Genomic DNA, 13114 nt, shown 5'->3' on the forward strand with positions numbered 1-13114 from the left:
CTCAAATCACGTTGCTTTTAAGCTGCGTTCTTACGTTCTCAAATAGACATTGTTGTTTTGCCTTGTGCTCTACCGAGAAACGTATCAACATCACAAAGCGTATAGCTGCTTGGAATCCATTTTTTCCACTCGTTGACGACACCCAATGCATAGCAAAGTCATAAAAACAAATAAAAAAAGCGAGCCCCCTCATAGAGAAGGCTCGCATCGCTGGAACTGAAAAATTAGTTAATTCAGATGTAACTTTTTTATGCAATAAAAATAAAGACATAACCTTCACTCCGACTGAACGTAAATTCTTTATGTGTGCAGTTGCACTCACAAATTCGATCAGAACGGACATCGTTGGCCGTCTTTAAAACTTATGGTCGTCTTCGACCTGTAATTAACTAAGCATTTTGCATGCCAATTCTTTTTAAGATTAATATTAATAATTTTTTATTATTATTTTCAATTATTTAAACTAAAACACCTTTTCATCCATAAAGAAGATTTAATTTTTCCTGCACTATTGGTGCTCCTCTATATGGTTTAAACAAAAATAAGTTTTGCCACAAAATGAATCGTATTTTTGCACCAATATCGATCAAAACAATGCTTTAGCATAGTAAAGGACCACTCATGCCTGATTTTTTGTTTAAATTTGGATGGCACTAATCTTGCTTAAAACTTAATAACAAAAAACGCGTCGAATTGGCGCATTTTCTTAGCCTGATTTTCTGAACTTATGCCAAAACTCAAAATAGCTCTTATCGATGATGATCATGCACGGGCCGACTATATAAAAAACAGTCTGCTTGAAAATGACTTTGAAGTGGTGGCCTGCCTTACTTTGGACCACTTAAATATTTTCTGTCTTGAAGATTTACAAGCCGATGTCATCTTGCTCGACATGGATCATCCTCATCGTGACATTATTGAAAGTTGTGTGAGTAGCTATGACCTACCAACTGTTCTATTCACTAAAAATTCAGATAAAGACACCATCAAACAAGCGATAGATGCAGGTGTAACGGCTTATATTGTAGACGGCATAGACCCTGCCCGCTTACATACCATTTTAGAGATTTCAATTGAGCAATATAAAAAACATAAAAAGCTCGAAGGTGACTTAAAAGAAGCTCAAACCAAACTGGCAGATCGTAAAGATGTTGAAAAGGCCAAAGTGCTACTCATGCAACTGCATGGCTTACCTGAAGATACGGCTTTTCAATTACTCAGAAAAAATGCCATGAGTCACCGTATAACGATTGGAGAAATGGCACGGCGTTTACTTGACGCTCAAAAATTACTAAATGATCAACTAAAGGATGAATAAATGAGCAAATTAGAAAAGACTCAATTGCAACTCGGCTATATTCCTTTACTTGATTGCATCGCTTTACTGTGGGCAAAGCAGCAAGGTTTCTTCGAAGAAGTCGATTTAGATGTTACCCTAGTCAAAGAAGCATCATGGGCAAGTCTACGCGACCGTTTAGCTTTTGGTTTATTAGATGCTGCACATTGTTTATCTGCTATGCTACCCGCTGCAGCTGTGGGTGCAGACCAAATTGGTATTGCACTGCAAACCCCTCTTATTTTAAGTAAAAACCGTGCCTTTATTAGCTTAAGCCAAAAATTAACCCATCAACTGGCTATTCAAGAGAATGATAATGCACAAACTACCGCCCAAAAAGTGACGAGCTACATTAAAGAAGATAATGCTCTATCCTTAGCCCATGTATTTAAACATTCAATCCATCATTATTGTTTAAGAGAATGGCTTGCGTTGGCAGATTCTAAAATAGCTCAAACGCTCAAACTCAAGGCACTTCCGCCACCGTATATGGTCGAAGCTTTAGATAACCATGTGATTGATGGTTTTTGTGTGGGAGAGCCGTGGAATACACAAGGAGAACTTTTAGGCTTAAGTAAAATGGTTTGCTCAAGTCAGGACATTATTCCCAATGTGGCAGATAAAGTTCTCGCAGTAACTCAAGAATGGGCCGAACAACACCCTCAAACCTTAGTTGCACTTACAGGGGCAATTATGAAAGCCCAAAAAGAATTGAGTAATTTAAAAGATTTTACGCCTGTCTTAAAGTTATTGGTCGAGTTTGGGATTGTCCGATTTCATTGCTCGGAAGAAGTACATGTCGATAAATACTATATGATTCAAAATATTGTTAAGTATTTGGTTAAAGAAAATGCTGCCCCGCAACCAGAAGACTTTTATTGGTTATTTGAACAAATGCAAAAATGGGAAAAACTTCAATTAGCCCCTGCTCAAATCATAGAACTGAGTACACAATGCATTAATCTCGATTGCTACAATCAAGCCAAACTCTAAAAAACTTAAGCACATTATAAAAAAAAGCTGTCTTTATTAACAAAGACAGCTTGAAAGACCCATAAGACAAATGCGTTATACGCATTACTACATTTAAAAGACTCAACTCATCCATTAAATATAGTTCTTATGCTTCCGATCATAACCAACTAAAACTTATCATTTTCAGACATTTCCATATCAATAACTGACAATTCAGCAGTCTTGCATCCTTTTTATAATTTCGACGAACAACCTGAACTCCCCTAGATATTAGTCTGTAATTTTGTTAACTTGATTATGTTACAAATTCAAAATATGTATTTTGGATTAATAAATTGGGGGCAAAGAAATGATGAGAGAAATCTCACACCGCGAAGTTTATGCACTGGTTGATATTAACAATTGTTATGTCAGCTGTGAGCGACTTTTCAACCCTAAACTCAATGATAAACCTGTAGTTGTTTTATCTAACAACGATGGCTGTGTTGTTTCACGTAGCGAAGAAGCAAAACTTTTAGGTATCAAGATGGGAATACCTTGGTTTCAAATTGAAAAAGATGCTTTAAAAGCTGGTGTTCAAGTTTATTCAAGCAACTACACTTTATATGCCGAGATGTCTCGTCGCTTTTTTGCTGTCCTCGGTGACTTTTTCTCTCCAGATGACTTAGAAGCTTACTCTATAGATGAATGCTTTATTCATCTCACCCCTTACCTTCAGTCTATTGATATATCAGATTACTGCAGTGAAGTGAGAAACACCCTCCTAAAATGGTTAGGCTTACCTTGTTGTATTGGTATTGGATATTCAAAGACACAAGCAAAACTTGCCAATCACTATGCTAAGAAAATTAAAAGTTTTAGGGGAATTTGTAATTTTATCACCTTAGATCCATTAATTATGGAAGATCTCATGCAGCACACATCAGTCAAAGAAGTGTGGGGAATTGGCTATCAATTGGTCAAACAACTACAAAGTTATGAAGTGTACTCCTGCCTAGACTTAACTTTTGCCAATGAACACCATATGGCAAAAGCATTTTCTGTGGTCATGGCACGTACCATTCGTGAGCTAAAAGGCCAATCCTGTATTCAACTTGACGATCCCGCTATTCCGACTAAACGGATTTTAGCATCACGAAGTTTTGCTCAAGCTTTATCCAGTATTGAGATTATTAAACAAGCACTTATCTTTCACCTTAACCGGGCACATCGCCGTTTAATGAAACAAGAACAACTTTGTGCCTGTGTTCAAGTTATGCTTTATGAAAAAACCGACAAACCACCCTATAAAAAAGCCACATCTCAGGCAATTGGCCTTCATTATGCAACAGATGATTTATGTATACTAACAAAAGCCGCAATGCAGCAAATCGATGTTTTATATAAAGAAAATAAAAGCTACATAAAAATTGGCGTGTTATTTTGTGGTCTACATGCACGTCAGCAACATATTGATGATTTATGGCAGCCTTTAGAACTTATTCATCAAAGACAACAATTGATGGAAACTTTAGGTATAGTCCGTAAGCGTTTTGGTAGTCATTACTTACAAGTCGGCTATCACTCACGTAACCCATCTTGGCAAATGAAACAATGCCATCGCTCAAAAAATTACCTAACTCGCTGGAATGAAATGTTAACGATTGAAGATGCTCACGACCTCGTTACACAAAATACATGAACTGTTTTTGTCAATTCGGTTTAAAATAAGCTCCGTTAAATTACTTGAAATTTTGTCATTTTTTAACATTGCTAATTCGTCGCAAAATTTACAATATATAAGCCGAATTTGGTGTACCCTTTCTGCGACAATTAAAAGAAATTATAAAAAACTTGTAGAAACATATGCCATAATAAGCAAACTTTGCAGACATCTTGCAAAGATTATTTGCAACTTTAGAGCTGGAGCAATCTGAATGAGTTCGACCATTTTGGTAATTCATGGACCGAATTTGAATTTGCTGGGAAAACGCGAACCAGAAGTATATGGTCATCTTACCCTAGACAATATCAACCAACAACTTATTGCTCAAGCTGAACAAGCCTCTATTACACTAGATACTTTTCAAAGCAACTGGGAAGGTGCCATTGTTGACCGTATTCATCAGGCACAAACAGAAGGCGTAAAACTGATTATTATTAACCCTGCTGCTCTCACTCATACTTCAGTTGCTTTACGCGATGCCTTACTGGGCGTTGCTATTCCCTTTATTGAAGTACATTTATCAAATGTCCACGCACGTGAAGCTTTCAGACATCATTCTTATTTATCAGACAAAGCAATTGGCGTGATTTGTGGTCTAGGCGCAAAAGGTTACAGCTTTGCTCTCGATTACGCTATTGAAAAAATTCAACCATCTAACCCAAACTAGTTCAGGAATAGTCGCCCATGGATATCCGCAAAATTAAGAAACTCATCGATTTAATGATTGAGTCTGACTTGCAAGCGATTGAAGTTAAAGAAGGTGATCAATCGATCGCTTTAACTCGTCGCAATCCTGTCGTTGCTGCGGCTGGTGTAGCACTTCCGGCAGCTCCTGTTGCTGAAGCACCTGTTGCAAAAACACCACGTGGAGCAGTTGAAACTTCTCCTATGGTTGGTGTGTTCTATGCTGCTCCAAGCCCAGGCGAAGCACCATTTGTTAAAGTAGGTCAAACAGTATCTGCTGGTGAGACTTTGGGTATTATCGAAGCAATGAAAATCATGAACCCGATTGAAGCAACTCAAAGCGGCGTGATTGAAGAAATTTTAGTGAAAAATGGTGAAGTGATCCAATTCGGTCAACCTTTATTCCGTTATCGCGCGTAATACCTCGGGGACAACTATGTTGCAAAAAGTTTTAATTGCAAACCGTGGTGAAATCGCTTTACGAATTACCCGGGCTTGCAAAACATTAGGAATCAAAACTGTCGGTATCTATTCAGATGCTGATAAAGATTTGATGCATTTACGTTTCGTTGATGAAGCAGTATGTATTGGTCCGGGTGCAAGTAGTGACAGCTATTTAAATATCCCGGCAATTATTACTGCTGCAGAAATTACTGGTGCTGATGCAATTCACCCAGGCTATGGCTTTCTTTCAGAAAATGCCGAGTTTGCTGAAATTGTAGAAAGCTCAGGTTTCACATTCATTGGCCCTCGCCCAGAACATATTCGTTTAATGGGTAATAAGGTTTCTGCAATTGTTGCAATGAAAAAAGCTGGTGTACCGACAGTACCTGGTTGTGACCATGCAGTAACTATCCACAATGCTTTAGCTGAAGCTAAAGAAATCGGTTTCCCGCTTATTGTTAAAGCGGCAGCTGGTGGTGGTGGTCGTGGTATGCGTATTGTTGAACGCGTAGATACATTACTTGAGTCAGTTCAAGCAGCTCAACGTGATGCAGAAATGTGGTTCGGCGATGATACCGTGTACATGGAACGCTTCTTACAAAAACCTCGCCATGTCGAAGTTCAAGTTTTAGGTGATGGTAACGGCCATGCGATTCATTTATATGATCGCGACTGCTCATTACAACGTCGTCACCAAAAGGTGTTAGAAGAAGCTCCTGCTCCAAATCTACCAGAACAAGCACGCGCTGATATTTTACAAGCTTGTGTTAATGCATGTCAGTTAATGCAATATCGTGGTGCTGGTACATTTGAATTCTTGTTCGAAGACGGCGAGTTCTTCTTTATTGAAATGAACACTCGTGTTCAGGTTGAGCACCCTGTAACTGAAATGGTGACTGGTGTTGACATTATTGAACAGCAATTACGTATTGCAGCTGGTTTAGGCTTAGAGCTTCAACAAGAAGATATTGAAGTTCGTGGTCATGCCATTGAATGTCGTATCAATGCCGAAGATCCAACCACTTTCTTACCTTCACCAGGCAAAATTGAAAGTTTTTATGCGCCAGGCGGTGCAGGTATTCGTTTAGATTCTCATATCTATCCTGGATATAGCATTCCACCTTATTATGATTCAATGATTGCAAAATTGATCTCTCATGGTAAAAATCGTGAAACTTCGCTTGCCCGTATGCGTCAAGCGTTAGACGAAATGATTCTTACAGGAATTAAAACCAATATTCCTTTACATAAAGATCTTATCTTGCAAGATAAAAACTTCTGCGAACAAGCAATGGACATCCATTACCTTGAAAAACACTTGTTGAAAAAAGTGGAAGAAGAAAAGAAAGCTGAAACTGCATAATATGCATAATAAAAAAAGCCTCTTACATAAGAGGCTTTTTTTATTAATTCAAATTTATGGCAACATGCGACGTAGTGTTGCAAAACATTGCTCGCCTTTAGCAGTTGAGCAGAAATTGATGGTATGGTCATTTTTCCATTGCACAAAATACTGGGAAACATCACCAGTCTGATCTTGCTGCTGACCAGAACAATCAACTTTATTATTATCAAACTTAATCTGCATCACTAGAGCTGATAACTGCTCTTTAGGGTCATCAGATGGTTGATATTCATAAATACCATATGACCATTCTTCACCGCTTTTAATCACCACATCATTACTACTACGGAAATTATAGTACTCTACACATTTTTTATTATTTGGAATCTCCATTCCCCACAATCCCATAATTTCAGGACGCGTAACAATACGTATAGCGTTAGGATTACTAGCAGTGCGTACGGGCTGTTCAGTTGGCTGTTGAGTCACTGTCTCAGCCATAGCAAAACCAGAACAAGCCAATAATAATCCCATAATATAAATATTTTTCATAGATTTATTAATCATTAAACGCATGGGTTTAAGTTAGCACATTTTTTTAGAAAAACATTGTTTCATAACCATATAAAAACAATATTTTTCAACCGTAACGAACCGATACTTCTCATCAAACAATTTTTATCTTTAACTACTCATCCCTAACAATTTTTAGCAACATTTGACTTAAGAAGCTGGCTTTTCAATCTGTTTTGGTAGCCAAAATACAAAGCACAAACCTAGAAGCACTACTAATGCAGCAATCATAAAAATATACTCACCAGTAAGAATTTTCCAATAATGACCAGCTAGAATACTTCCAAAGGCAACTCCAAGTCCCCACATGGTGCTATAAAAAGCCTGACCTCGACCTTGCTGCCCTATTGAAAAGTTCTGAAAAATGAGACGCATTGCAATAAGATGAAACAAGCCAAAACTAAAAGCATGTAAGCACTGTGCAAATAACTGACCTATAAAATAATGAGAGAAGAGAGCCACCAACAACCAGCGTATGCTTGTTAAAACTAAGCACATGGCAACAAGACTACGCCACGAAAAATATTTAAAAAACGTAGCGGCATATGCAAACATCACAATTTCAGCAATCACTCCCATTGCCCATAAAAAGCCAATTTCAGTGGTACTGTAATTTAAAGATTTTAGAAAATTGCTATAAAAACTATAAAAAGGGGCATGTGAAAAAAGAAGAATAAATTCAATAGTAAAAAAAGCAGCAACTTCTGGACGCTTTAACACAGGCAATAAAGGTTCTAAATACTTTTGTGAAGTAGGAGCCCCTTCTGGTTCACGAATCGTAAAAGCCCAAATAAATGCAAGCGATGCTATTATGAGTAATAAAATAGGCAACATAGAGATTGGAATAATTTCTAAAATTGCACCTATGGTAAACACACCTACAATAAAACCGACCGATCCCCATTTTCGAATTTTTCCATAAAGTTTTGCCCTTTGGTCGCCCAACCAAAATAAGGTTACCCCTTCAAACTGAGCCAAAATTGCATTTTGGAAAAAGCTAAAAATAAGCATAAGTAAAGCGACAGATTGAAATGTATTGGGAACTATAAAGATAGCCAACCATATACAAGCTTCCATCCAAGTTGCGAGCCGCACCAAAAGCATTCTTTTACCAGATTTATCTGCGATCCAGCCCCAAACTAAAGGCGCAAAGAATCGCGTCACAATAGCAATAGATGATAAGATACCTATCTGCTGATAATTAAACCCTTGATCTTGAAGATATAAATTCCAATACGGCATGAATGTGCCAACGATGGAATAGTAAAAAAAGTAGAATCCTGACAGTCTAGCTGTAATTGTTAATGGTTGCATTCGGTTGCTTTATCTTGCATTTTCAAATAGTTAAACATAATTAAAGTTGCATCCGCTTGTACCACAATGCTGTATTTTGCATTTCATTAGTCTACAAATCAGTCTACAAATTTATTTTTCAATTAATTTAAAAAAATTTGTAGACTGCATGCTTTCTAAGCAAAACATATCCAACTTTCAAACCTGAGTAATTCTATCATTTTGAATAGTTTATAAATGAATTATTATCGATTCTTAGTTGATAGTTGTTTTTTATTAAGAATGAGTGAAGAACTTATGAAAGATTGGGTCTACTTCTATATCGAGCATACAATTAAATATGGTGAACCTTTCTTTAAAGAGTCAGGCTGGTCATTAGGTTTGAAAAATAATTATTTAGTTATGAGCGAAGTCCTAAGCTAAATAAAGAGAAATAATGCATTATTAATGCATATCTTATTTATAATTGAACAAAGAAATAAATAATCAATTTCGTCAAAAGACATAAATTTAGTTGGAAAATTATGCGCTATTTTAAAACACAATTTCAAATATGTTTAAAACATTTCCTTTATGCACAACCCAATTATTCAAATGGAGCTAATACACATTATTTAAAGGTAAAACCTGTTAATCATTATTTTAAATTATTGATAGATGAAAGCTTTAAGGACCTTCGCTCAAGTATTTATACAGAGATTGCAGAAAATCGTCGCGAACCTTTTGATCATGCAATAAAGTATCTAATTTCTTCAAATAAATTACTTGATGTTGATGGAATAGATATCTATTACACATATTTACCAAGTGTTTCTATTAGTGCCTTCAGTTGTGAATTATTTTTAAAAGCTTGGATAGCAGAGGATAAAGTCGAACATATTTATTCACCCTATCATCAAGTCACTCATGTTCGTTATATGGGATCTTTTGCCACAACTTTTCTAAAAAGTTTACGAAAAGGAAACTTACATAACCTTAAAGAAATCTTCTTAGCTCTACCTGAAGACATCCAAGATTTTCATATCTATATCTATGATTGCTTTTATAAAACTTCATTAAATTTATCTTTAGTTGATGCTTTGGAAAAAGTTAAAAGCTACTTTATTGACTCAAGATATTTTTTTGAGAAACCTAATGCTCAATATGATGCATACTTAGTAAATGATTTAGCAAATTTCTTTTATGAAGTATTCTTATTTTTAAATAACTGGAATGGAAAAGTACACACAGATATCAATTAAATTACTTTCTAAAGGATTTCAATATGTGCTCAAACTATGAACCAATTGCAAAAGATAGAATTCACTTGCTGGATCTGTTTGAGCCGACATTTGAATATAAATCTCACATATACCCTAACTATGAAGCCCCCTATTATTCTCTAAAAAAGAACAAATGGAATGGCGATTGGCTAGATTTGGTTTGGTCGCTCCATGGGTCAAAGAACTTAAAAAAGTTCATAACACTTACAATGCAAGAACGGAAACAGTTCACGAAAAGCCTAGTTTCAAAAATGCATGGAAGAAAAACCAATTCTGTTTAATCCCAGCTGATGTAATCTTTGAGCCAAAATATATAAATAATAAGCCTGAGTGGTGGGGAATTTATCGTAAAGATGCTATGCCTTTTACTATAACTGGTATTTATGAATATGCTGTCGTAAACGGCGAAGAAATAAGATCTATGAGCATGCTCACAATTAATTCTGACCATCACCCTTTTATGAAGCAATTTCACGCGCCAACTGATGAAAAGCACTCTATTATTGTTATTCCTCCTGAATTAAGGAACGACTGGCTTCATTGTAAGCATGAGGAAGCAATGGACTTTTTCTTAGATATGCCAGCTGATGAATTCACTGCTCAGCCAAGATCAGAACTGAAGAATTTCCGACCAAATGCACAATGAAAGACGTCAATTTTTGACTTCTACTTGTTTATCCACAGCTTTTTAAATTTGAATTTATGCTCATCTCTAGAATATCATCTTGAATATGTTACATAATCAAGCTAGGGGAAAAGTATGAGCGAAATTGCACCGTCCATTATCCAGATAAAACCATTTCTGCAAAAAAGTCTTTTTTTATCTGAAGTTATGTCTATCAAGCTAGTTGTACCATCAACACACATGCTTGTCCCCTACGCACTTGAAAAGATTTCAGCAGGCTTCCCCAGTCCAGCTCAAGATTATGTAGATAAAGCGCTCGATATGAACGAGCACTTAATCAAAAATGAAACCGCTACATTTATTGTCAAAGTTGCTTCGCTTTCGATGCTTAACGCTGGTATTGATATTGATGATGAACTAATTGTTGACCGTAGTTTAGATGCTAAACACGGCGATATTGTTGTTGCACTAATCGATAATGAATTTACTGTTAAGCGATTAATGATCGAAGAGTCTAGGAAATGGCTCAAAGCAGAAAATCCAGAATATAAAAATATTTATCTTTCAGAAGAACAGGAATTAATAATTTGGGGCGTTGTCACCTGCGTCATTAAAATGATAAGAAAATCATGAAACATGAAAACAAGGTCTTTTTCTTGATTGACGTCAATAACATGTACGTTTCATGTGAGAGAGTTTTTGATCCAAGTTTGAATAATAAACCTGTGATTGTTCTCAGTAACAACGATGGGTGCGCCGTGGCACGTAGCAATGAGTCAAAAGCTCTAAACATAAAAATGGGTGTGCCACTATTTCAGATCAAAGACATTGTTCAGCAGCATAACGTAATCGTACTTTCTAGTAATTATGCAATGTATGCAGAAATGTCACGGCGCTTTCATACGATTCTTGCATCTTACGTTACTGATGAAGAAGTTGAACCTTACTCTATAGACGAATGTTTTGTTGATTTCACCGCTTATGAGAAAAACTTTGATTTAGAAAAAGTCGGTCACGATATGCGAGCGAAGATTTGGAAATGGATTGGTTTGCCCGTGTGCGTAGGTATTGGTCGCAGCAAGACGGAGGCAAAGATATCCAATCATATAGCTAAGAAAAATCAAGGCTTTAACGGCGTTTGCGATCTCGTAAACATGGATCCGTGCAATAAAGAATATTACTTTGCTCAAATAGATGTGAGTGAAGTCTGGGGGGTCGGCCGTAAACATGCAAAAAAGTTGCAAAGCCTGGGAATTAATACAGTGCTTGATCTAGCTTGTGCTGAACCACGTGAAATGCGAAAACGTTTTTCTATTGTTATGGCTCGTACTATTAACGAGCTACAAGGCATCTCTTGCCTAGAAATTGAAGACACTCCGCCATCTAAAAAGCAAATTATTAAGTCATGTTCTTTTGGTGCGAAAGTTACCGAACTTATTGACCTACAAGAAGCAATAGCCATGCATGCACAAGAAGCATGTAAGAGATTGAGAGATGATGAATCATTATGCGGCTGTCTTATTGTTTTTGTTCAATCTAGTCCTTTTGATGAAAATGTACCGTTCTATAACAAGTCAATAACCGGATCATTTTCACAGCCAACAGATAGTGCATTAGATTTCGTAAAAGCCGCAACAAAAATGGTTTCTCATATTTATAAAGAAGGTATTAAGTATAAAAAGTGCGGCGTGATATTAACTGGACTAGAACCGAAGGCTGGTCATACATATGACTTACTCACAGATTTTGAAGCTATAGAAAAGAAAGAACAATTGATGAAAACACTAGATAACGTACATACAAAATTTGGAAAGAAAAAACTCGGTATAAGTACGTGTTATGTGCCAGGTCGCAACTGGTCTATGTCACGGGATAAATTAAGCAGAAATCCTTTTTTGTGGGACGAACTGTTGACTATTAATAACTAGGGTGTGTTGACACTTTTCGCTTAAAAAAATAGCGAAGTAGTAAAATCAAATCACCAAACCCAATTTTACTATTCGCTATGCCTCGTACCATGCTGACAGATCAACACTGGCAAAAGTTGAAAGTTATTCTGCGTAATTTATCCATTCACCACAACTCAAATTTACGCAATTTTATTGAAGCTATTCTCTATAGAATTAGAACAGGCTGTTCGTGGCGAGATATTCCTTCTTGTTTTGGTCATTCAAACTCTATTTTCAAACGTTTTAATCGTTGGTCAAGCAGCGGTAAGTTACTTAGATTATTCAAATTAATAGCCTCATGTCCCGATATGGAGTGGATTTTTATTGATGGCTCTCATGTACGTGCTCATCAACATTCTGCCGGCATAGCGAATCAATCTATTTCTAAAAGTGTAGGAGGAAACTCCTCAAAAATACATTTGATTGTTGATGCACATGGCAATCCTATTGATTTCATAATTACCGATGGAACCACACATGATGTTAAAGTTGCGCCTGATTTAATATCAACATTAGATTTAAAAGAGACAAAAGTGGTATGCGCAGATAAAGGCTATGATTCAGAACCACTGCGTGAACAGATCAGGAAAACAGGGACTAAAGCGAATATACCAAAGAAAACGAATAGCCAATCGAACAATGACCATATGGACTGGTATTTATATAAAATCAGGCATTTAGTTGAAAATATGTTTTGTAGATTAAAGCAATTTAGAGGAATAGCTACTCGATATGACAAGCTCAAAAGAAATTATCAAACTTCTGTTGCTTTAGCCTGTATATTTTTATGGCTACCTTTATAGGGTTAATTATGAACAGTAAGTATCAACAGACCCTAGTTTTTGATGAAGAAAATTGAAAAATAAAAACAGGTGATTTGATCTGTCTTGTTTAAAGAATAAAAAGCGCCTAGAAGGCACTTT

Annotated in this window: 14 protein-coding genes and 2 pseudogenes; 12 read left to right on the top strand and 4 right to left on the bottom strand. The window is 36.4% G+C overall.

The window, feature by feature from the left end; all coding sequences use genetic code 11:
- Position 1 precedes the first annotated feature (1 nt).
- A complete protein-coding gene (locus ABLC00_RS10665; protein ID WP_006581338.1) occupies positions 2 to 343 on the bottom strand; it encodes a hypothetical protein in 342 nt (113 codons plus the stop codon).
- A gap of 384 nt (positions 344 to 727) precedes the next feature.
- Here ABLC00_RS10665 and ABLC00_RS10670 point away from each other — a divergent pair, with 384 nt between their 5' ends.
- The gene (locus tag ABLC00_RS10670; protein ID WP_004886807.1) at positions 728 to 1318 is read left to right on the top strand and encodes an ANTAR domain-containing response regulator; all 591 of its coding nucleotides are present in this window, start codon (positions 728 to 730) and stop codon (positions 1316 to 1318) included.
- Positions 1319 to 2329, top strand: coding sequence for an ABC transporter substrate-binding protein (locus ABLC00_RS10675; protein ID WP_004886803.1), 1011 nt, complete (start codon positions 1319 to 1321; stop codon positions 2327 to 2329).
- Positions 2330 to 2343: 14 nt separating this feature from the next.
- Here ABLC00_RS10675 and ABLC00_RS10680 read toward each other — a convergent pair.
- Positions 2344 to 2444, bottom strand: a pseudogene (locus tag ABLC00_RS10680) (hypothetical protein).
- A 219-nt stretch (positions 2445 to 2663) separates the two neighbouring features.
- On the opposite strand from ABLC00_RS10680, the gene ABLC00_RS10685 reads away from it, so the two are divergent.
- From ABLC00_RS10685 to accC, 4 genes are all read left to right on the top strand, one after another.
- Positions 2664 to 3992, top strand: coding sequence for a Y-family DNA polymerase (locus ABLC00_RS10685; protein WP_006581337.1), 1329 nt, complete (start codon positions 2664 to 2666; stop codon positions 3990 to 3992).
- Positions 3993 to 4227: 235 nt separating this feature from the next.
- A complete protein-coding gene (gene aroQ, locus ABLC00_RS10690) occupies positions 4228 to 4683 on the top strand; it encodes a type II 3-dehydroquinate dehydratase (protein ID WP_000099412.1) in 456 nt (151 codons plus the stop codon).
- 17 nt (positions 4684 to 4700) lie between these two features.
- Positions 4701 to 5120: an acetyl-CoA carboxylase biotin carboxyl carrier protein gene (gene accB, locus ABLC00_RS10695; protein ID WP_000354611.1), complete on the top strand. Its 420-nt coding sequence runs from the start codon at positions 4701 to 4703 to the stop codon at positions 5118 to 5120.
- 16 nt (positions 5121 to 5136) lie between these two features.
- Complete coding sequence (accC, locus tag ABLC00_RS10700; protein ID WP_002049609.1) at positions 5137 to 6507, top strand: acetyl-CoA carboxylase biotin carboxylase subunit; 1371 nt, start codon at positions 5137 to 5139, stop codon at positions 6505 to 6507.
- A 54-nt stretch (positions 6508 to 6561) separates the two neighbouring features.
- On the opposite strand, the gene ABLC00_RS10705 is transcribed toward accC, so the two are convergent.
- Positions 6562 to 7065, bottom strand: a complete 504-nt coding sequence (locus tag ABLC00_RS10705; RefSeq protein WP_002049607.1) for a hypothetical protein — start codon at positions 7063 to 7065, stop codon at positions 6562 to 6564.
- Between the two features lie 147 nt (positions 7066 to 7212).
- Complete coding sequence (locus ABLC00_RS10710) at positions 7213 to 8376, bottom strand: MFS transporter (protein ID WP_079377036.1); 1164 nt, start codon at positions 8374 to 8376, stop codon at positions 7213 to 7215.
- A 276-nt stretch (positions 8377 to 8652) separates the two neighbouring features.
- Here ABLC00_RS10710 and ABLC00_RS10715 point away from each other — a divergent pair, with 276 nt between their 5' ends.
- The 6 genes and pseudogenes from ABLC00_RS10715 (at position 8653) to ABLC00_RS10740 (ending at position 12994) form a co-directional block, all read left to right on the top strand.
- On the top strand, positions 8653 to 8778 hold the full coding sequence (locus ABLC00_RS10715; protein WP_000656187.1) for a hypothetical protein: 126 nt from the start codon (positions 8653 to 8655) through the stop codon (positions 8776 to 8778).
- 101 nt (positions 8779 to 8879) lie between these two features.
- Positions 8880 to 9596 carry a hypothetical protein gene (locus ABLC00_RS10720; RefSeq protein WP_033846522.1) on the top strand — a complete coding sequence of 239 codons (717 nt, stop codon included), beginning with the start codon at positions 8880 to 8882 and terminating at the stop codon, positions 9594 to 9596.
- 23 nt (positions 9597 to 9619) lie between these two features.
- Positions 9620 to 10263 (top strand): annotated as a pseudogene (locus ABLC00_RS10725) (SOS response-associated peptidase).
- Positions 10264 to 10377: 114 nt separating this feature from the next.
- Entirely contained in the window at positions 10378 to 10875 is a 498-nt protein-coding gene (locus ABLC00_RS10730) for a LexA family transcriptional regulator (protein ID WP_033846520.1), read from the top strand.
- Positions 10872 to 12170 carry a Y-family DNA polymerase gene (locus tag ABLC00_RS10735; protein WP_033846519.1) on the top strand — a complete coding sequence of 433 codons (1299 nt, stop codon included), beginning with the start codon at positions 10872 to 10874 and terminating at the stop codon, positions 12168 to 12170. Before ABLC00_RS10730 ends, ABLC00_RS10735 begins: the two co-directional genes overlap by 4 nt.
- A gap of 77 nt (positions 12171 to 12247) precedes the next feature.
- Positions 12248 to 12994, top strand: a complete 747-nt coding sequence (locus ABLC00_RS10740) for an IS5-like element ISAba31 family transposase (RefSeq protein WP_033846518.1) — start codon at positions 12248 to 12250, stop codon at positions 12992 to 12994.
- Positions 12995 to 13114: the final 120 nt, after the last annotated feature.

It is taken from the genome of Acinetobacter nosocomialis, assembly GCF_041021905.1.
Lineage (GTDB): Bacteria > Pseudomonadota > Gammaproteobacteria > Pseudomonadales > Moraxellaceae > Acinetobacter > Acinetobacter nosocomialis.

What these genes read in the sequence shown, in the direction of transcription:
- ABLC00_RS10665 (WP_006581338.1), bottom strand. Translation starts at nt 343, where the DNA reads ATGTCCGTTCTGATCGAATTTGTGAGTGCAACTGCACACATAAAGAAT.
- ABLC00_RS10670 (WP_004886807.1), top strand. Translation starts at nt 728, where the DNA reads ATGCCAAAACTCAAAATAGCTCTTATCGATGATGATCATGCACGGGCC.
- ABLC00_RS10675 (WP_004886803.1), top strand. Translation starts at nt 1,319, where the DNA reads ATGAGCAAATTAGAAAAGACTCAATTGCAACTCGGCTATATTCCTTTA.
- ABLC00_RS10685 (WP_006581337.1), top strand. Translation starts at nt 2,664, where the DNA reads ATGAGAGAAATCTCACACCGCGAAGTTTATGCACTGGTTGATATTAAC.
- aroQ (WP_000099412.1), top strand. Translation starts at nt 4,228, where the DNA reads ATGAGTTCGACCATTTTGGTAATTCATGGACCGAATTTGAATTTGCTG.
- accB (WP_000354611.1), top strand. Translation starts at nt 4,701, where the DNA reads ATGGATATCCGCAAAATTAAGAAACTCATCGATTTAATGATTGAGTCT.
- accC (WP_002049609.1), top strand. Translation starts at nt 5,137, where the DNA reads ATGTTGCAAAAAGTTTTAATTGCAAACCGTGGTGAAATCGCTTTACGA.
- ABLC00_RS10705 (WP_002049607.1), bottom strand. Translation starts at nt 7,065, where the DNA reads ATGCGTTTAATGATTAATAAATCTATGAAAAATATTTATATTATGGGA.
- ABLC00_RS10710 (WP_079377036.1), bottom strand. Translation starts at nt 8,376, where the DNA reads ATGCAACCATTAACAATTACAGCTAGACTGTCAGGATTCTACTTTTTT.
- ABLC00_RS10715 (WP_000656187.1), top strand. Translation starts at nt 8,653, where the DNA reads ATGAAAGATTGGGTCTACTTCTATATCGAGCATACAATTAAATATGGT.
- ABLC00_RS10720 (WP_033846522.1), top strand. Translation starts at nt 8,880, where the DNA reads ATGCGCTATTTTAAAACACAATTTCAAATATGTTTAAAACATTTCCTT.
- ABLC00_RS10730 (WP_033846520.1), top strand. Translation starts at nt 10,378, where the DNA reads ATGAGCGAAATTGCACCGTCCATTATCCAGATAAAACCATTTCTGCAA.
- ABLC00_RS10735 (WP_033846519.1), top strand. Translation starts at nt 10,872, where the DNA reads ATGAAACATGAAAACAAGGTCTTTTTCTTGATTGACGTCAATAACATG.
- ABLC00_RS10740 (WP_033846518.1), top strand. Translation starts at nt 12,248, where the DNA reads ATGCCTCGTACCATGCTGACAGATCAACACTGGCAAAAGTTGAAAGTT.